Raw genomic sequence first — 17532 nt, 5'->3', positions numbered from 1 at the left:
GCCCGTCAAGCCTCCGGTGCGGAAAGCCCCGACAGGCGGGCCGACATGCGCCGCACATGGCTGCCCGGCCAGTAGAGGCGCCCGCAGGCCGGGCAGGCGCGGAAGGGGCCGCGCAGGGCCTGGGCCTGGGCGGGCATGCGGTCGATCTCGTCCAGGGTGGCCTGCCGCAGCCGGGCGTTGTCCATGACGCAGCGGGTGAAGGGGGCGAAGTCCCAGTCCAGCACCACGTTGCGGGTCAGGCTCTCGGCCTCCGCCTCGACGCCGCGGCCTTCGATCAGCACCGATTCGGGCAGGGCGGCCTCGGCCAGCCGCTTGTCGCGGGTGAGCAGGATGCGGCCCTCCTCCCGGGCGATGTGCAGCAGGGCCGAGTCCTTCTCCCCGCCGCTCGCCAGATAGGTGTCGTACCCCGCCGCCCGGAGCAGGCGGGCCAGGCGCACCAGCATCTCGTCGCACAGGAACCGCATGCGGATTCAACGCAGAAGGGCCTAGGCTGGCCGCATGTCCCCGATCCTCGGCCAGCTCGTGCTCGCGGTCCACCTCCTGGTGATCGCCTTCAACGTCCTGGGCCTCGTGGCCATCCCGCTGGGCGCGCGGCTGGGCTGGGGCTGGGTGAGGATCCGCTGGTGGCGGGCGCTGCACCTGGCGTCCTGGGTGGTGGTGGCGATCCAGGCGGCGCTGGGCCGCGCCTGCTTCCTGACCATCTGGCAGGACGACCTCACCGGCGGCGGAGCGGAGCCCCCGCTGATCATGCGGCTCGTGAACGGCCTGATCTACTGGCCGCTGCCGATGTGGGTCTTCACGGCGCTCTATCTGGCGCTGTTCGCCCTGGTGCTCGTCCTGTGGCGCCGCGTGCCGCCGGGCCGGGCGAAACTCGCATAACGCTGCGCTGCAACAAACTCTTCACCGAAGAGTTTTGCAGGTGCGAAGCGGCTGGGCTATAGCCCGCCCCGAGTTCCTGGAGTGTCAGTGTCCATGCTTGCCGTCCCGATGCGCACCTTCCCCGGCCTGTTCGTCGGCCGCCGGACCGTTGTGGAGGCGCTGGAATCCTCGGTGCAGAGCCAGGGCGCGCGCTTCGTCTGCGGCGCCTGCGACGACATCATCTTCACCGCCCAGGACCGCGAGGCGCTGGCCGACCTCGTCGTGAAGTGCCGCTGCGGCGAGTTCAACCAGATCTAGCCACGCGGGGGCGCTGGCCCTAGTCCGCGTCCATCTTCAGCGCGGCGATGAAGGCTTCCTGCGGGATCTCCACCTTGCCGAACTGGCGCATGCGCTTCTTGCCCTCCTTCTGCTTGTCGAGGAGCTTGCGCTTGCGGCTGGCGTCGCCGCCGTAGCACTTGGCCGTCACGTCCTTGCGCAGCGCCCGCACGGTCTCGCGCGCGATGATCCGGCCGCCGATCGCCGCCTGGATCGGGATCTGGAACATGTGCGGCGGGATCAGCTCCTTCATCTTCTCGACCATGCCGCGGCCGCGCTGCTCGGCGCGGTTGCGGTGGACGAGCATGGAGAGCGCGTCGACGGGCTCGGCGTTGACCAGGATCGACATCTTCACGAGGTCGCCCTCGCGGTACTCCTCGATCGTGTAGTCGAAGGAGGCGTAGCCCTTCGAGATCGACTTCAGCCGGTCGTAGAAGTCGAACACCACCTCGTTCAGCGGCAGGTCGTAGACCAGCATGGCCCGCGCGCCGACGTAGGACAGCTCGCGCTGCTCGCCCCGGCGGTCCTGGCAGAGCTTGATGATCGAGCCGAGATACTCGTCCGGGGTGAAGATGGTGGCCTTGATCCAGGGCTCGGAGATGCTCTCGATCTTCACCGGGTCCGGCAGGTCCGCCGGATTGTGCAGCTCGATCTCCGAGCCGTCGGTCATCTTGATCCTGTAGACGACGCTGGGCGCCGTCGCGATCAGGTCGAGGTCGAACTCGCGCGACAGCCGCTCCTGGATGATCTCCAGGTGCAGCAGGCCCAGGAAGCCGCAGCGGAAGCCGAAGCCGAGGGCCGCGCTGGTCTCCATCTCGTAGGTGAAGGAGGCGTCGTTCAGGCGCAGGCGGCCGATCGCGGCGCGCAGGTCCTCGAAGTCGGCGGCGTCCACCGGGAACAGGCCGCAGAACACCACCGGCTGGACCTCGCGGAAGCCCGGCAGGGGCTGGTCCGCGGGCTTGCGCTCGTCGGTGATGGTGTCGCCGACCGCGGCGTGGGCGACTTCCTTGATCTGGGCGGTGATGAAGCCGATCTCGCCGGGGCCCAGCTCCTCCACCTCGGTGCGCTTGGGCCGGAAGTAGCCGATCCGGTCGACCAGGTGGGTCGAGCCGGTCTGCATCATGCGAATGCGCTGGCCCGAACGCAGCGTCCCGTCGATCACCCGCACCAGCACCACGACGCCCAGGTACGGGTCGTACCAGGCGTCCACCAGCAGGGCCTTCAGCGGCGCGGCGGGGTCACCCTTCGGGGCGGGCAGGCGCTTCACGACCGCCTCCAGCACCTCGTGGATGCCCAGGCCCGTCTTTGCCGAGGCCAGAACGGCGTCGGAAGCGTCGAGGCCGATGACGTCCTCGATCTGCTGGCGCACCCGCTCGGGCTCGGCGGCCGGCAGGTCGACCTTGTTCAGGACCGGCACGATCTCGTGGTTGTTGTCGATCGCCTGATAGACGTTGGCCAGCGTCTGGGCCTCGACGCCCTGGCTGGCGTCCACCACCAGGATCGAGCCCTCGCAGGCGGCCAGGCTGCGCGAGACCTCGTAGGCGAAGTCCACGTGGCCGGGGGTGTCCATCAGGTTCAGGACATAGGTCTCGCCGTCGTCGGCCTTGTAGTGCAGGCGCACGGTCTGGGCCTTGATGGTGATCCCCCGCTCGCGCTCGATGTCCATGTTGTCGAGCACCTGCTCGGACATCTCGCGGGCGGTCAGCGCGCCGGTCTCCTGGATCAGCCGGTCGGACAGCGTCGACTTGCCGTGGTCGATGTGCGCCACGATGGAAAAGTTGCGGATCTTGTCGAGGGGAGTGCTCATCAGGCGCGCCCTCTAGCACATATCGCGCGCTTCGCGAGGGACGCGGCGTCGCGTCACGGCGTGCGTGGTTAATCCAGCGTTAAACTGCGATGTTCATTCACTGGCCCTGGGCGGGAGCTAGTTTGGACTACCTCAAGGAGAAGACGCGCCCATGGATCGCCGCACCCTCATCACAGCCGGGCTGGTGACGCTCGGGACCGCCGCCGTGGCGCGCGCCCAGCCCTCGACCGAAATCCGCGACCTGCCGCCGGCCCGCGCCGTCGACGAGACCGCCGCGCCGCGGCCCGAGGCCCCGCCGCCGCCGAACTCGACCCCCAGCTATCCGGCCCAGCCGCCGGGCCAGGTGGAGACCTACACGCGCGACGAGATGGTCCAGAACGTCTCGGACTTCATGGGCGTCACGGCCGAGACCGCCGGCGCCGCCGTGGAGAAGGTGTTCGCCAGGAACGGCCGGCCTACCGCCTACATCGCGGGCGAGGAGGGCTCCGGCGCCCTGGTGTTCGGCGCCCGCTACGGCCGCGGCCTGCTCTACATGAAGGGCCGCGAGCCCGTGGAGGTCTACTGGCAGGGCCCCTCGGCCGGCTGGGACTTCGGCGGCAACGCCAGCCGCGTCTTCACCCTGTGCTACGACCTGGAGAACCCCGAGACCCTGTTCCAGCGGTTCCCGGGCGTCGAGGGCTCGGCCTATTTCGTGGGCGGCCTGGGCGTGAACTATCAGAAGGCCGCGGGCGTGACCCTGGCCCCGATCCGCGCCGGCGTCGGCGTGCGGCTGGGCGCCAACGTGGGCTACCTCAGCTACTCCAAGAAGCGCCACATCCTGCCGTTCTAGGAGGGCGCAAGCCGCAGGCGGGCGGGACGCCGGTCGGGGCCGTAGTCGGCGTCCGGCACGGCGATGGTCGCGCCGTCCTGCGGGAAGACCTCGGGGTTGAGCGTGCGCGAATAGACCCGGCCGCGGGGCGAAAAGGCGTGGGTGGCGCGGCCGTCCTCGGCGGTGATCGTCACCACGCAGTTCCAGGCGGCGGCGAGCCCGGCGAACACCTGGCGGTTCTCCAGCGTGTTCCAGGCGTGCCGCCGGCCGGGCAGGGCGCAGACCTGGACCGCCACCGGCCAGCGGTCGAGGTCGCCCACGCTCAGCAGGAAGCCGCAATCGGGCGGGAAGAACCGGTCCGGCAGCACCGCCGGGTCCTGGCGCCAGAGGCAATGGAAGGTCCGGCACGACGCCGGATGCGCGCCCCAGATCGAACAGCCCGGCCGATCCGCCGGCCGGTGGCGGCAGGCCGTCCAGGTCGGCTTGTCGAGCTCCCGCACCGCCATCACCGTGCAGCAGGCGTCGCAGCCGCCGCAGGCGCGGGCGGGGGAATCGGTCATGGGCCGAGGGTGAGGCCTCGGCGACGGCCCGAAAAGCCGCCTCGCGGCCGCAGGCCCTAGCTCCTGAGCTTCGCGCCCACGGCCTTCTCCGCCGCGGCCACGATCTTGGCCGACAGGGCCTCGATCTCGGCGTCGGTGAGGGTCTTCTCGCGCGGCTGGACCACCACCTCCACGGCCACCGACTTGGTCCCCTCCGGCACGCCCTTGCCCTGGTACACGTCGAAGACGCGGGCGTCGGCGATCAGCGCCTTGTCCGCGCCCAGGATCGGGCGGATCAGGTCCCCGGCCGGCGTCGCCTCCGCCACCACGAAGGCGAAGTCCCGCCGCAGCGGCATCAGCGCCGAGAGGTCCAGCGCCGGCTTCGTCTTGATCGCCTTCCTCTTGCCCTCCGGGATGGCCTCGAGGTTCAGCTCGAACGCCAGCATCGGACCGTCGGCGTCGAGCGCCTTCAGGATGCGCGGATGCAGCTCGCCGAACTCGGCGACCACGTTCTTCGGGCCAAGCTGCAGGCGCGCCGAGCGGCCGGGATGCCACCAGGGCGAGTTGCTCCCCTGCACAGTCTGCAGCGCCGGCGCGCCCAGCTCCTCCAGCAGGAACATCAGGTCGGCCTTCAGGGCGAACAGCGGATCGGCCTTGGCGCCGTCCCACCGGCGGGGCGGACGCGGCGCCACGAGGGCGGCCACCGCCGTCCACTGGTCCTCCGACCGGTCGCCGCGGAAGTTCGGGCCCACCTCGAACAGAGCCGCGTCGGCGAAGCCCTTGCGGGCGTTGCGGGCGGCGGCCTCGATCAGGTTCGGCAGCACCGAGGGGCGCATGCAGGCCAGGTCCGAGGCGATCGGGTTGGCCAGCACCAGCTCCGGCTGGCCGCCGCCGAACATCTGCGCCCACTCCGTGCGCATGAAGCTCCAGGTCAGCGCCTCGGAATAGCCGCGCGCGGCCAGCGCCCGGCGGGCGTTGCGCATGCGGGTCTGGCGCACGGTCAGTGCGCCGCCGGTCGGGGCGGCGATCTCCGGCAGCGGGTCGGTGGGCAGGTTGTCGTAGCCGGCGATCCGGGCGACCTCCTCCACGAGGTCGGCCTTGCCCTCCACGTCGCGCCGCCAGGACGGCGGCTGGACGGTGTCGCCCGACAGCTGGAAGCCCAGCTTCTCCAGGATCTCGTCGGTCCGAGCACGCGGCAGGTCGAGGCCGGACAGCTTCTTCACATAGGCCCGGTCGAAGTCGAAGGCCACCGGCGGGGCGGGCGCCTGGCCGGCGACCCGGATCTCCGACGCTTCGCCGCCGCAGAGGTCCAGGATCATGCGGGTCGCGAGCTCCAGGCCCGGGACCACGCTCTCCGGGTCCACGCCGCGCGCGAAGCGGTACTGGGCGTCGGAGGTGATGCCGGTGGTCCGGCCGGTCTGGGCCGTGCGGATCGGATCGAACCAGGCGCACTCCACGAAGACGTCGACGGTGGCCTCGGAGCAGCCGGTGCTCTCCCCGCCCATCATGCCGCCGAGGCCCACCGGCCGCTGGCCGTCGGCGTCGGCGATGACGCACATCTCGGGAGTCAGGTCGTAGGTCTTGCCGTCCAGGGCGATGAGCTGCTCGTCCTTGTGGGCGTGCGGCGTGGGCTGGTCCTCGCCGGAGGGCTCGGACGGCCCGCGACCCAGGCGGGCCTCGATCGTCTCGCCGACCAGCAGGGCGCGGTCGTAGACGTGCAGCGGCCGGGCGCGGTCGTAGGAGATGTAGTTGGTGACGTCCACCAGCGCGTTGATCGGGCGCAGGCCCACGCTCGCCAGACGCTGCTGCAGCCAGGCGGGGGAGGGCCCGTTCTTCACGCCCCGGATAAGGCGGCCGGCGAACACCGGGCAGGCGTCGCCGTCCACCCGGATTTCGATCGGGCACGGGAACTTGCCGGCCACCGGCTCCGTCGGGTCGGGCTTCAGCGTGCCCAGGCCCGCGGCGGCGAGGTCGCGGGCGATGCCGCGCACGCCCAGCCAGTCGGGCCGGTTCGGCGTCACCTCGAAGTCGATCACCGCCTCCAGGCCGAAGGCCTCGGTCGCCGACGCGCCGACCGGCAGGGCGTCCGGCAGCTCGACGATGCCGTCGGACTCCTCGGCCACCTCCAGCTCCTTCGCCGAGCAGAGCATGCCGTTGGAGACCACGCCGCGCACCGGCCGCGCCTCGAGGGTGACGCCGGAGCCCGGCACATAGGCGCCGATCGGGGCGTAGATGGTGGTCAGGCCCGCGCGCGCGTTCGGCGCGCCGCAGACGATCTCCAGCCGGCCGTCCTTGGTGTCCACCTGGCAGACCCGCAGCTTGTCGGCGTTGGGGTGCTGCACGGCCTCGACGATCTTGGCGACCGTGAACTTGGCGAGCTTGGCGGCCGGGTTCTCGACGCCCTCGACCTCGAGGCCGGCCATGGTCATGGCCTCCACCACCTCCTCGACGGTGGCGGTCGTGTCCAGGTGCTCCTTGAGCCAGGAGAGGGTGAACTTCATCTCGCTATCCTCTCGACGCTCAGCTCAGGCCGGTGGCGGGGTTGGGCGCCTGGAAGGCCGAGAAGCCGTAGTGCTCCAGCCAGCGGACGTCGGCGGCGAACATGTCGCGCAGGTCGGGCATGCCGTACTTCAGCGCGCCCAGCCGGTCGATGCCGAGGCCGAAGGCGAAGCCCTGCCACTCGTCGGGATCCAGGCCGCAGTTCTCGAGCACCTTGGGATGCACCATCCCGCCGCCCAGGATCTCCAGCCAGTCCGACCCCTCGCCGATCCGGATCGCCCCGCCCGAGCGGTCGCACTGCACGTCCATCTCGCAGGACGGCTCGGTGAACGGGAAGTGGTGCGGCCGGAAGCGGGTGACCACGGCGTCGGTCTCGAAGAACCGGCGCGTGAAGGCGTCCAGGGTCCACTTCAGGTGGCCCATGTGGATGTTCCGGTCGATGACCAGCCCTTCCATCTGGTGGAACATCGGCGTGTGGGTGGCGTCCGAGTCCGAGCGGTAGACCCGGCCCGGCACGATCACGCGGATCGGCGGGGCCTGACCCTGGGCGATCCAGGCCGGCAGCTTGCCGTTCTGGCCCTGCTGCATGACGCGGACCTGCACCGGGCTCGTGTGGGTGCGCAGCAGCTTGCGCTCGCCCTGCTCGTTCTCGGGCAGCCAGAAGGTGTCGTGCATCTCCCGCGCCGGGTGCTTGGGCGGGAAGTTCAGCGCCGTGAAGTTGTGGAAATCGTCCTCGATGTCCGGGCCTTCCGCCAGGCCGAAGCCCATGTCGGCGAAGATGGCGATCATCTCGTCCAGCACCTGCATGGTGGGATGGACGCGGCCGCGGCGCTCGGGCGGCGGGGGCAGGGTGAGGTCGACGCGCTCGGCGGCGAGCTTCGCTTCCAGCTCGGCGGCCTCCAGCGCGGCCTTGCGGTCGGCGATCGCCGAGGCCACCCGGTCGCGCAGGCCGTTGATCAGCGGGCCGCGCTCGCGGCGCTCGTCCGGGCTGAGCTGGCCCATGGTCTTGAGCAGCTCGGAGATCGAGCCGGACTTGCCGAGCGCCTCGACGCGCACGGCCTCCAGGGCGGCGACATCCTGCGCGGCGGCGATCCGGCCGGTCAGGTCGGCTTCGAGTTGGGTGAGGTCGGTCATGAGGAGCGGTGTCCTAGCGCGCTGCTTTCACGGGGTGAAGAGGGCAGCAAAAAGCCCTCCGGCGGTTCGGCCGGAGGGCTTCTGAGCTTTTCAGGATCGAAGGGACCCTAAGTGCCTCAAGCCAGCGCGGCGCGAACCTTGTCGGCGATGGCCTTGAAACCGGTGGGGTCGTTGCCCGCGATGTCCGCGAGGACCTTGCGGTCGATCTCGATCCCGGCCTTCTCAAGGCCGAAGATAAATCGGGAATAGGTGAAGCCTTCCAGGCGCGCCGCGGCGTTGATCCGCTGGATCCACAGCGAACGGAAGTTGCGCTTGCGGACCTTGCGGTCGCGGTAGGCGTACTGGCCGGCCTTGTCCACGGCCGCCTTGGCGGCGCGGATGGTGTTCTTGCGGCGCCCGTAGAAGCCCTTGGCTTGCTCCAGGACCTTCTTGTGCTTGGCGTGGGCGGTCACGCCCCTCTTCACGCGAGCCATCTGTCAGCGCTCCTTAGCTGAGGCCGTAGGGCATGAAGGTCTTGATGAGCTTGGTGTCGGCCTCGCTCATGACCTTGGTGCCGCGGTTCTGACGGATGTACTTGGCGTTGTGGCTGATCAGGCGGTGGCGCTTGCCGGCCACACCGGCCTTCAGCTTGCCGGACGCCGTCAGCTTGAAGCGCTTCTTCACGCCTGACTTGGTCTTCAGTTTGGGCATTTCACGTCGGAGCGCGGGGCCCCGTCCTTCTGGTCGTGTTTATGAACCGCCATGGCATGCCTTTGGCCAGGCGGTTCGCAAGGGCGCGGCTATTACGCGAAACGGGGCCCGAACGCAAGGCGACGGGTCACGCCGGCGCGGGCATCCGGTTCCTCACCTGCACGGCCAGCCACAGCCCCGGCAGGATCAGCAGGGCGGCGAAGGCGAAGGGGGAGCCGGGCGTCACGAGCGAGAACAGCTGGCCGGCCAGCACCGGGCCGCCGATGCGGGCCAGGGCCATGCCGCTCATGTTGAGGCCCAGCATCTCCCCCTGCCGGTGCGGCGGGGCGGCCTGGGAGATCAGCGCCGTCAGGTTGGGGAAGCAGATCGACTGGCCCAGGCAGACGAAGGCGAAGCCCAGCATGGCCACGCCCCACACCGGCGAGATCCACTGCACCACCAGCCCCAGCCCCATGAACACCAGGCCGCCGGTGAGCGTGGTGGTCTCGCCGTAGCGGCGGGCGAGCCGCCCCGACAGCCAGCCCTGGCAGACGGCGCCCAGGAGGCCGATGACCATGAAGGCCAGGCCGATCTCGCGCGGGCCCCAGCCGAACCGCGCCTCGGTCCACAGGCCGTAGGTCGCCTCGATCCCGGCGAAGCCCACGACGACGATGAAGCTGATCATCAGCATCCGGCTGATCACCGGGTGCGCCAGCCCCTCCTGCAGCCCGGCCAGCCGCTTCAGCGGCCGGTGCGGCGGCCGCTCGGGGCGGTGCTCGCGCACGAAGACCACCACGGCGACGGCCGAGGCCAGCGCGAACCCCGCGGCCACCAGCAGCGGCAGCTGGAAGCCCAGCGCTCCGCGGCTCGGCTGGGCCAGGAGGCCGCCGATCGCCGGGCCCATGACGAAGCCGGCGCTGAACGCCGCGCCCATGATCCCCATGCGGCCGGCGCGCTTCTCGGGCGGCGTGATGTCGGCCATCGCCCCCTGCAGGGTCGAGATGTTGCCGGCGAAGATCCCGTTGAAGAAGCGGATCGCGAAGGCGACCCAGATGTTCGGCGCGAACGCCAGGGCGGCGTAGCTCAGCCCCACCAGCGAGATGGTCAGGATCAGCACCGGGCGCCGGCCGATCCGGTCCGACAGCCGGCCCCAGAACGGCTCGCCCAGGAACTGCCCGAAGGAGAAGGCCGAGAACATCAGGGTGACCTGCCAGGCCGGGGCGTCGAACGCCTGGGCGAAGAACGGCAAGAGCGGGATGACCAGGCCGAAGCCCGCAATCATCAGGAAGATCACGAACAGCAGGACATAGAGCGCCCGCCGCTCCTCGGGCGGCGTCGTCATGGCGCGCCTCCGCCCCGCCGCCTGGCCGCCAGCTGGCCGGCGGCCAGCGCCAGCCAGATGGCCGGGGCCACGGCCAGCGCGCCCTGCAGGAAGGGTCCGTGGATGGTCAGGCCGGCGAAGGTCAGCCCGGCGGAGAACGGCCCGATCACCCGGGCCAGCGCCCCCATGGCGTTGTTCAGGCCGAGGATCTGGCCCTGGCGGTGCGGGTCGGCGGCCTCGGAGATCATCGCCGCCACGTTCGGCCAGGCGATGGAGGAGCCCACCGCGCTCAGCGACATCAGCGCGATGGTCGCCGGCCCGCTGGGCACGACCGGCTGCAGGGCCAGGCAGACCATGGTGATGGCCATCCCCACCGCCAGCATGCGCCCCTGGCCGAAGCGCTCGGAAAGCGCGCCGGTGACGGTCATCTGGGTGATCGCCGAGGCGGCGCCGGCGAAGGCGAACGCCACGCCGACCTCGCGCGGACCCCAGCCGTAGCGTTCCTGCGCCCACAGGCCGAAGATCGATTCCACCCCGGTGAAGGCGAAGCCCACCAGGAAGGTCACCAGCATCAGCCGCCCGATCACCGGATGGCGCGCGGCCTCACCGGTGGCGGCCCAGCGGTTCGGCCGGTGGACGTTGGTCATCTCCCGCTGACGGCTCTCGCGGATGAACAGCGCGATGCCTACCGCGCAGGTCCCGAACAGGGCCGCGGCGATGAACAGCGGCAGCTGGAAGCCGATCGGCCCCGCCTCCGGCCGGGCGAACAGGCCGCCCAGCGACGGCCCCACGATCAGGCCCACGTTCCAGGCCGCGCTCTGGTAGCTCAGCGCCCGCGTCCGGCGCTCCGGCGGGGTGACGTCGGCGATGTAGCCCTGGATCACCGAGCCGTTGCCGGAGAACAGCCCGCCCAGCAGCCTGACCCCGAACGCGGCCCAGGCGTTGGGCGCGAACGCCAGGGCCAGGTAGCAGAGGCAGTTGGCCAGGATGGTGGAGATCAGCAGCGGCTTGCGGCCGTACTTGTCCGACAGCCGGCCCCAGAACGGCTCGCCGAAGAAGGTCCCCACCGAGAAGGCCGAGAAGATCAGGGCGATCTGCCAGGGCGGGGCGTCGAACGACTTGGCGTAGAAGGGCAGCAACGGGACGACGATCCCGAAGCCCAGCATGTTCAGAAAGATCAGCGAGATCAGCGCCGCCGCCGCAAACCGCGGGGGCGGCGTCGCCTCCCGCGGCGCAGTGTCGGACATGTTAACACTGTTAGGACGGGGCGGGGGCGCCCGGCAAGGACATGGGCGCCACAGTTCCTCCCTATCGGGAGGGAACTACCTCGCCGCCGCCTGCTGCCTGGCGAGGGTGTCGCGGAAGCTCTTGTAGGAGGCCTGGTAGTACGCCTTGCAGCCTTGCGGATCGACGAAGGCGTCGGCCTTGCCGGCGTCCAGCGCCTTCTTCTTGGCGTCGAGGCCGAAGAACCGGGTGTGGCTGGCCAGGAAGACCTCGCAGGGGGCGTTCAGCCAGAATCGGTGGCTCTTCTCGTAGTCGGCGGCCATGCCGGGATAGGTCTCCGGCGCCACCAGCCGGTAGCCCGGCAGCACGCTGGAGGAGCAGTGGACCAGGGCCTGGCGCACCTTGCCGGCGACCCTCACCGGGAAGGTCCAGGTGGTGCAGCCTTTGGTGTGGCCGGGCGTGATGTGGGCCGTCAGGGTGACGCCGCCCAGGCTGATTTTCTGGCCGTCCTTCAGGATCACGTCGACCTTGGTGGGTTCGTACTCCCACTCCGGGCCCTTGAGGTAGGGATCGCCCTTGCCGCCGGCCTCGATGATCGGGGCGTCGGGCGCGCTGACGTAGAGCTTCGCGCCCGGCGCGGCCTTCTTCAGCTCGGCCAGCCCCGCGGCGTGGTCGAAGTGCTGGTGGCTGTTGACCAGAACCTTGATGTTCTTCGGGTCGAACCCGAGGGCGCGGATGTTGGCCACCACCTGGCGCCCGGTGATGGCGTCGCCGCCGTCGATGACGATCAGCCCCGCCCGGGTGGTCAGCAGGTAGGCGGCGTAGTCCGCGGCGCCCACGTAGTAGAGCCCCTCGGCGATCCTGAACGGCGCATAGGGGGCGTTCTCGGGGGTGGGCTTGTCCTGCGCCGCGGCGGGCAAATGAAAAGCGGCCGCCGTGACGGCGACCGCTCCCAGGATTCGCAGCTGTCCGGCGCGCACTAGCGGGGAGCCAGGATCATGATCATCTGGCGCCCCTCCATGCGGGGCTCGTACTCCACCTTGGCCACCGGCTCGAAGTCGGCCTTCACCTTCTGCAGCAGCTTCATGCCGAGTTCCGGGTGGGCCAGCTCGCGGCCGCGGAAGCGCAGGGTGACCTTCACCTTGTCGCCTTCCTCGAAGAACCGGTGCATCGAGCGGGCTTTGACTTCGTAGTCGTGGATGTCGATGTTCGGGCGGAGCTTGATCTCCTTGATCTCCACCACCTTCTGCCGCTTGCGCGCCTCGTTCTTCTTCTTCTGTTCCTGGAACTTGAACTTGCCGTAGTCCAGGATCTTGCAAACGGGCGGATCCGCGTTCGGGACGATCTCCACCAGGTCGAGGCCTGCTTCTTCAGCGGCCTCCAGGGCGGAGGACGTGGGCATCACGCCCTGCTTCTCTCCGTGCTGGTCGATGAGCAGGACACGGGGAACGCGGATTTCATCGTTTATGCGCGGACCGTCTTTGACGGGCGGCGCCTGCATGGGGCGGCGAATAGGCGAGGCTCCTAGGATTGTTTCAACGCAAAACGCCGGCGCGCGTCGAGCGCTCCGGTGGGCCGCCAGTATATGCGTGAGGGTTGACGCTCTATCAACCCGCGCCGGCGGTCTGCGGCAAGAGAGAGACCGCCGCCTGTGCCACCTTGGCCACAGGCATTTCCGACAGCCGGTCGGCCTGCAGGACCAGCACCTTGCCTCGCGGCGCGGACAGCGAGGGCTCCGAGGCGCCGGAGAACAGCACCACCGTCGGCGCGCCGGAGGCGGCCGCCAGGTGCAGCGGACCGGTGTCGTTGCCCACCGCCAGGGCCGCCTTCGCCCCGAGGATGGCCACCCGGGCGAAGTCGGTCCGGCCGGTCAGGTCGCGGGCGCGGGGCACCGTGCGCTGGATGGTGTGGGCGAGCGCCGTCTCCTGCGGCCCGCCGATGATCACGATGTCGAAGCCGCGGGAATAGAGGATGCGGGCGAGCTCGGCGTAGCGCTCCACCGGCCAGCGCTTCTCGGGCCGGTGCGCCGAGCCGCCGGGCACGAACATCACATAGGGCTTGGGCTTCACGGCTCCCGGGACCGGACGGTCCGGCGGCAGGTGCTTCCACACCCACGACAGGTCGGGCGGCGGCGCGGTCCCCGGCGCGGTCGGGGCGTCGGGCCAGATGCCGGCGTACATCAGCTGGTCGGCCTGCCGCTCCAGGGTGTGCATGTGGTCGCGCAGCTTGTTCCTGTGGGGCATGGAGCAGCCGAGCGCGACGCCCGACCACGGCGGCGGGCTGGGCCGGAGGATCTGGAAGATGCGGTTGGACTGGGCCGAGGTCTGCAGGTCGTAGACGCGGGCGTAGTTCGCCGCCTTCAGCCGGCGGCGCAGCGCCATCCACTGCGGGAAGGTCTCGGGCCGCCCGTCGGTCTCCACCGCGTTGAAGTAGGGGCACGACTTCGCCAGCGCCTCGAAGGGCGGGGTGGTCAGCAGGGTGATGTGGTCCTTGCGGTGCGCCTCCCGGATCTTCTTCATGGCGGCCAGCGCCAGCACGAAGTCGCCGAGGGCGCCCAGCTTGATGACGAGGATCTTCTGCACGGCGCGGGGCATCAGGCGCGGGCCTCCAGCACCCGTTCGTAGGCGGCGAGCGTGGCCTCGCACATGGCGTCCACCGAATAGAGCTGGCGCACGCGCGCCTGCCCCTTCTCGCCCATCTCCAGCCGCTTGCCGTGGCCGATCTCGATGGCCCGGGCCATCGCCCCGGCCCAGGCGTCGGCGTCGCCCGGCGGGACCAGCCAGCCGGTGACCCCGTCGACCACCGTCTCCACCGTGCCGCCGTGCGCGGAGGCGATCACCGGCCGGCCCATGGCCTGCGGCTCCACCGCGGCGCGGCCGAAGGACTCCGGCTTGGTGGTCGGCAGGAGCGCCAGGTCGCTGAGGAGGTAGGCCGCCGGCATGTCGTCGCAGTGGCCCACGAGTCGGACCTGGTCGGAAAGACCGGCCCCGGCGATCGCCGCCTCCAGCTCCTCCCGGTAGCCGGTGCGCCCCTGGTCGTCGCCGGCGAACAGGATCAGGAAATCGCCCACGCCCTGCGCCTTCAGCTTCGCCGCGGCCTCGATGATCGTCAGGTGTCCCTTGATGCGGGTCAGCCGGCCCGCCAGCAGGATCTTGGTCCGCCCGTCGGCCTCGTCGATTCCCCAGGCCCGGCGCAGCGCCGCCACCCGGTCGGAGGTCACGAAGGCCGGGCTGAAGCGGTCGAGGTCCACGCCGCGCGGGATGGTGACGATGTGGTCGGCCGCCACGCGGTGCTCGGCCAGCACGTGGTCGCGCGTGTAGTCGGAGTTGGCGATCACCAGGTCGCCCCGCGTCATGACCGCATTGTACCAGCGTTTCAGCGGCGAGCCCGCCTTGTAGACCCCGTGGTAGGTGGCCACGAACGGCGTGTGGGTGGCCTTGGCGGCCCACAACGCCGAGAAGGCCGGCGCCCGGCTGCGGGCGTGCACCACGCTCACCTTCTCCGTGCGGATCAGGTCCACCAGCCGGGCGGCGTTGCCCAGGATCACCAGCGGGTTCTTGGACTGCACCGGCATCTGGGTCAGCCGCCCGCCGTCGGCCTCCAGCCGCGTCGCCATCCGCCCGCCGCGGGTGGCCACCAGCGCGCGGCCGCCGGCCTTCACGACGGCCTGGGCCACGTCGATCGTGGTCTGCTCGGCGCCTCCGGTCTCGAGCTCGGGGACGACCTGCAGGAGGGTGAAGTCGGGCGGCAGGGGCACGCCCCCTGCATAGCGTGAAACGGCCCCCCGTAAACACCGCCGGCGCTGACGCGCGATGCGCCGCAGGCTATGAGCGCGGCATGAGCGAAGAGAGCGGATATCTCGCGCGGCCCGACGGCGCGCGGCTGGCCTGGCGCCGCGTGGCGGGCGAGGGGCCGACGGTGGTCTGGCTGGGCGGCTTCAAGTCGGACATGGCCGGGACCAAGGCGCTGGCCCTGGCCGACTGGGCGCAGGCCGCGGGGCGCGCCTACGTCCGCTTCGACTACTTCGGCCACGGCGAGTCCGACGGCGACTTCCGGGACGGGACCATCACCCGCTGGCGGGAGGACGCGCTGGCGGTGATCGACGAGCTCACCTGGGGCGAGACGGTGCTGGTGGGCTCCTCCATGGGCGGCTGGATCGCCTGCCTGGCGGCCATGGCGCGGCCCGAGCGGGTGAAGGCCCTGGCGCTCATCGCGCCCGCGCCGGACTTCACCGAGAAGCTGATGCGGCCGGAGATCCCGCCGCAGGGCCTGGCCGACCTGGAGCGCGACGGCGTCTGGCTGCGGCCCTCGGAATACGGCGAGCCCTACCCGATCACCCGCGCGCTCCTGGAGGACGGCGCCCGCTGGTCCATCCTGGAGGCGCAGGAGATTCCCATCGAGGTCCCGGTGCGCATCCTGCAGGGCGGCGAGGATCCGGACGTGCCGTGGGCGCACGCGCTCGAGCTCGCCAACGGCCTGAAGGGGCGCGACGTGGTCTTCACCCTGGTCAAGGACGGCGACCACCGCCTCTCCCGCCCGCAGGACATCGCCCGCCTGATCGCGACCGTGGAGGAGCTCGCCTGAGGACGTTCAGCCCCTGGCGGGCCGCGCCCCTCCTGCTCTCGGCGGCGGTCCTGTTCTGGGCCGGCAACTCCATCGCCGGGCGGGCCTTGGTCGGCGTCGCGCCGCCCATGGCGCTGGTCTTCTGGCGCTGGGTCGTGGCCTTCCTGATCGTCTCGGCGCTGGCCTGGCGCGGCCTGGCCGAGGACCGGGCGGAGCTGATCCGCCGCTGGCCCACCGTGCTCGCCCTGGCCGCCACCGGCGTCGCCAGCTTCGGGGCCCTGCTCTACGTGGGCCTGCAGAGCACCACGGCGCTGAACAGCCTGGTCGTGCAGGCCGCCATCCCGCCGCTGATCATGCTGTTCGCCTGGGTGGCCTTGCGCGAGCGGACCGGCCGCTGGCAGGTCGCGGGCGTCGCCCTGTCGCTGGTGGGCGTGCTCGTGGTGCTCTCCCGCGGGCGACCCTGGGACCTGCTGCACCTCGGCCTCAACCGCGGCGACGCGGTGGTGCTGGTGGGCGTGGTGCTCTACGCCGTCTATTCCCTGATCCTGCGCCGCCGGCCGCAGGTGCGCCCCATGAGCCTGCTCTGGGCGACCTTCGGGGCCGCCATCGTCCTGCTGGCGCCCTTCTATCTCGCCGAGCTGGCCTCGGGGCGGACCATGGCTCTGACGCCGAAAGCCCTGCTGGGGGTGGGCTATGTGGCGGTCTTCCCGTCCTTCCTCGCCTACCTGTTCTTCAACCGCGGGGTGGAGCTGATCGGCTCGGCGCGGGCCGGCCAGTACCTGCACCTGCAGCCGGTGTTCGGCGCGGTCCTGGCGGTGCTCCTGCTGGGCGAGTCCTTCCACCTCTTCCACGCCGCGGGCCTGGCCCTGATCGGCGCGGGCATCCTGCTCGCCGGCCGCGGACCGAAACCCTAGCCGCCGGCCGCCAGGATCGCCTGCAGGCCCTCGCGATAGGTCGGATAGGCCGGCCGCCAGCCGAGCTCGGCCTTCGCCCGGGCGTTCGAGACCCGCTTGCTCTCGGCGTAGAACCGCATCGCCTGCGGCCCCAGTCCGGCCTCCGCCAGGGGGATCTCCGGCGGGACCGGCAGGCCGAGCAGGCGCGCGGCGTAGGCCACCACGTCCGGGTTCGGCGCCGGCTCGTCGTCGCAGAGGTTGTAGATCCCGCCGGCCCGCGGCGCGGCGATGGAGGCCCCGAGCCCTGCGGCCAGGTCGTCCACGTGGATCCGCGAGAACACCTGGCCGGGGGCGGCGATGCGCCGGGCCTGGCCGGCCCGCACCCGATCCAGGGCGGAGCGGCCGGGGCCGTAGATGCCGGGCAGGCGGAAGACCGTGACGGTCAGGCCCATGCCGCGGCCCACCTCCAGCCAGTCGCGCTCGGCGCCGACCCGGCGGGCCCCCTCCACCGACTGGGCGGCCAGGCGGCTCGTCTCGAAGACCCAGCCGCCGCGCCGGTCCCCGTAGACCCCGGTGGTGGAGAGATAGCCGGTCCAGTCCGGGAAGGCCCCCGACCGGGCCAAGGCCGGCACGAGCACGGGCAGGGCGGGGCAGCCCTCCGGCCCGGGCGGGGCGGTGACCAGCAGGGCCTGGGTCTGGGCGAGCGCCTGGGCGATGGCGTCGCGGTCGTCCAGCGGCAGGGCGGCGACGCCCTCGGCGGCCAGGGCGGCGCCGGCCTCGGCCTTGCGGAAGGTGGCGGTCACCTCCCACCCCTGCGGGCGCAGCCGCCGGGCGAGCGCGCGGGCCGAGAAGCCGTAGCCGAAGACGAAGAGGCGCAACCG

General features: G+C 71.2%; 19 protein-coding genes. 5 read left to right on the top strand and 14 right to left on the bottom strand.

The genetic code is table 11. The annotated features are described in order from the left end of the window. Positions 1-5: 5 nt before the first annotated feature. Positions 6-464, bottom strand: coding sequence for a DUF5615 family PIN-like protein (locus VM685_RS04960; protein WP_325459014.1), 459 nt, complete (start codon positions 462-464; stop codon positions 6-8). A 34-nt stretch (positions 465-498) separates the two neighbouring features. Here VM685_RS04960 and VM685_RS04955 point away from each other — a divergent pair, with 34 nt between their 5' ends. Continuing rightward, complete coding sequence (locus VM685_RS04955; RefSeq protein ID WP_325459013.1) at positions 499-879, top strand: DUF2784 domain-containing protein; 381 nt, start codon at positions 499-501, stop codon at positions 877-879. 87 nt (positions 880-966) lie between these two features. Then, complete coding sequence (locus VM685_RS04950; RefSeq protein WP_325459012.1) at positions 967-1176, top strand: hypothetical protein; 210 nt, start codon at positions 967-969, stop codon at positions 1174-1176. 19 nt (positions 1177-1195) lie between these two features. Here the strand turns inward: VM685_RS04950 and lepA are convergent, their stop codons facing one another. Next, positions 1196-3004, bottom strand: a complete 1809-nt coding sequence (gene lepA, locus VM685_RS04945; protein ID WP_325459082.1) for a translation elongation factor 4 — start codon at positions 3002-3004, stop codon at positions 1196-1198. Between the two features lie 148 nt (positions 3005-3152). On the opposite strand from lepA, the gene VM685_RS04940 reads away from it, so the two are divergent. After that, positions 3153-3830 (top strand): DUF1134 domain-containing protein, encoded by a 678-nt coding sequence (locus VM685_RS04940; protein ID WP_325459011.1) that lies wholly within the window; start codon positions 3153-3155, stop codon positions 3828-3830. Here the strand turns inward: VM685_RS04940 and VM685_RS04935 are convergent. The 11 genes from VM685_RS04935 to VM685_RS04885 form a co-directional block, all read right to left on the bottom strand. Next, positions 3827-4369 (bottom strand): hypothetical protein, encoded by a 543-nt coding sequence (locus tag VM685_RS04935; protein WP_325459010.1) that lies wholly within the window; start codon positions 4367-4369, stop codon positions 3827-3829. The genes VM685_RS04940 and VM685_RS04935 overlap by 4 nt on opposite strands. Before the next feature lie 56 nt (positions 4370-4425). Then, positions 4426-6849: a phenylalanine--tRNA ligase subunit beta gene (gene pheT / locus VM685_RS04930; protein WP_325459009.1), complete on the bottom strand. Its 2424-nt coding sequence runs from the start codon at positions 6847-6849 to the stop codon at positions 4426-4428. 19 nt (positions 6850-6868) lie between these two features. Then, on the bottom strand, positions 6869-7981 hold the full coding sequence (pheS, locus tag VM685_RS04925; protein ID WP_325459008.1) for a phenylalanine--tRNA ligase subunit alpha: 1113 nt from the start codon (positions 7979-7981) through the stop codon (positions 6869-6871). A 116-nt stretch (positions 7982-8097) separates the two neighbouring features. After that, a complete protein-coding gene (gene rplT / locus VM685_RS04920; protein ID WP_325459007.1) occupies positions 8098-8454 on the bottom strand; it encodes a 50S ribosomal protein L20 in 357 nt (118 codons plus the stop codon). A gap of 13 nt (positions 8455-8467) precedes the next feature. Next, positions 8468-8671, bottom strand: coding sequence for a 50S ribosomal protein L35 (rpmI, locus tag VM685_RS04915; protein WP_325459006.1), 204 nt, complete (start codon positions 8669-8671; stop codon positions 8468-8470). Between the two features lie 127 nt (positions 8672-8798). Continuing rightward, entirely contained in the window at positions 8799-9992 is a 1194-nt protein-coding gene (locus VM685_RS04910; protein ID WP_325459005.1) for an MFS transporter, read from the bottom strand. Then, positions 9989-11218, bottom strand: coding sequence for an MFS transporter (locus tag VM685_RS04905; protein WP_325459004.1), 1230 nt, complete (start codon positions 11216-11218; stop codon positions 9989-9991). The genes VM685_RS04910 and VM685_RS04905 overlap by 4 nt, the downstream gene beginning before the upstream one ends. 75 nt (positions 11219-11293) lie before the next feature. Then, positions 11294-12115, bottom strand: coding sequence for a subclass B3 metallo-beta-lactamase (gene bla, locus VM685_RS04900; protein WP_325459003.1), 822 nt, complete (start codon positions 12113-12115; stop codon positions 11294-11296). Between the two features lie 59 nt (positions 12116-12174). Beyond that, complete coding sequence (gene infC, locus VM685_RS04895) at positions 12175-12696, bottom strand: translation initiation factor IF-3 (RefSeq protein WP_257816266.1); 522 nt, start codon at positions 12694-12696, stop codon at positions 12175-12177. Positions 12697-12802: 106 nt separating this feature from the next. Next, positions 12803-13789 carry a glycosyltransferase family 9 protein gene (locus tag VM685_RS04890; protein ID WP_325459002.1) on the bottom strand — a complete coding sequence of 329 codons (987 nt, stop codon included), beginning with the start codon at positions 13787-13789 and terminating at the stop codon, positions 12803-12805. Then, the gene (locus VM685_RS04885; RefSeq protein ID WP_325459001.1) at positions 13789-14952 is read right to left on the bottom strand and encodes a glycosyltransferase family 4 protein; all 1164 of its coding nucleotides are present in this window, start codon (positions 14950-14952) and stop codon (positions 13789-13791) included. The genes VM685_RS04890 and VM685_RS04885 overlap by 1 nt, the downstream gene beginning before the upstream one ends. An 80-nt stretch (positions 14953-15032) precedes the next feature. On the opposite strand from VM685_RS04885, the gene VM685_RS04880 reads away from it, so the two are divergent. Both VM685_RS04880 and VM685_RS04875 read left to right on the top strand, forming a co-directional pair. Then, positions 15033-15779, top strand: coding sequence for an alpha/beta hydrolase (locus VM685_RS04880; RefSeq protein WP_325459000.1), 747 nt, complete (start codon positions 15033-15035; stop codon positions 15777-15779). Further along, positions 15776-16672, top strand: a complete 897-nt coding sequence (locus VM685_RS04875) for a DMT family transporter (RefSeq protein WP_414693343.1) — start codon at positions 15776-15778, stop codon at positions 16670-16672. Before VM685_RS04880 ends, VM685_RS04875 begins: the two co-directional genes overlap by 4 nt. On the opposite strand, the gene VM685_RS04870 is transcribed toward VM685_RS04875, so the two are convergent. After that, entirely contained in the window at positions 16669-17529 is an 861-nt protein-coding gene (locus VM685_RS04870) for an SDR family oxidoreductase (protein WP_325458998.1), read from the bottom strand. The two genes, VM685_RS04875 and VM685_RS04870, sit on opposite strands and share 4 nt — an antisense overlap. Positions 17530-17532: the final 3 nt, after the last annotated feature.

Origin of the sequence: Phenylobacterium sp., from assembly GCF_035539035.1 — a bacterium.
Classification (GTDB): Bacteria; Pseudomonadota; Alphaproteobacteria; order Caulobacterales; family Caulobacteraceae; genus Phenylobacterium.
Note: the sequence above shows the minus strand (reverse complement) of the source record. Positions and strands in the feature narration are given on the sequence as shown.

Coding starts and splice junctions, on each gene's coding strand:
- VM685_RS04960 (WP_325459014.1), bottom strand. CDS start 464: ATGCGGTTCCTGTGCGACGAGATGCTGGTGCGCCTGGCCCGCCTGCTC.
- VM685_RS04955 (WP_325459013.1), top strand. CDS start 499: ATGTCCCCGATCCTCGGCCAGCTCGTGCTCGCGGTCCACCTCCTGGTG.
- VM685_RS04940 (WP_325459011.1), top strand. CDS start 3,153: ATGGATCGCCGCACCCTCATCACAGCCGGGCTGGTGACGCTCGGGACC.
- VM685_RS04935 (WP_325459010.1), bottom strand. CDS start 4,369: ATGACCGATTCCCCCGCCCGCGCCTGCGGCGGCTGCGACGCCTGCTGC.
- pheT (WP_325459009.1), bottom strand. CDS start 6,849: ATGAAGTTCACCCTCTCCTGGCTCAAGGAGCACCTGGACACGACCGCC.
- pheS (WP_325459008.1), bottom strand. CDS start 7,981: ATGACCGACCTCACCCAACTCGAAGCCGACCTGACCGGCCGGATCGCC.
- rplT (WP_325459007.1), bottom strand. CDS start 8,454: ATGGCTCGCGTGAAGAGGGGCGTGACCGCCCACGCCAAGCACAAGAAG.
- rpmI (WP_325459006.1), bottom strand. CDS start 8,671: ATGCCCAAACTGAAGACCAAGTCAGGCGTGAAGAAGCGCTTCAAGCTG.
- VM685_RS04910 (WP_325459005.1), bottom strand. CDS start 9,992: ATGACGACGCCGCCCGAGGAGCGGCGGGCGCTCTATGTCCTGCTGTTC.
- VM685_RS04905 (WP_325459004.1), bottom strand. CDS start 11,218: ATGTCCGACACTGCGCCGCGGGAGGCGACGCCGCCCCCGCGGTTTGCG.
- infC (WP_257816266.1), bottom strand. CDS start 12,696: ATGCAGGCGCCGCCCGTCAAAGACGGTCCGCGCATAAACGATGAAATC.
- VM685_RS04890 (WP_325459002.1), bottom strand. CDS start 13,789: ATGCCCCGCGCCGTGCAGAAGATCCTCGTCATCAAGCTGGGCGCCCTC.
- VM685_RS04880 (WP_325459000.1), top strand. CDS start 15,033: ATGAGCGAAGAGAGCGGATATCTCGCGCGGCCCGACGGCGCGCGGCTG.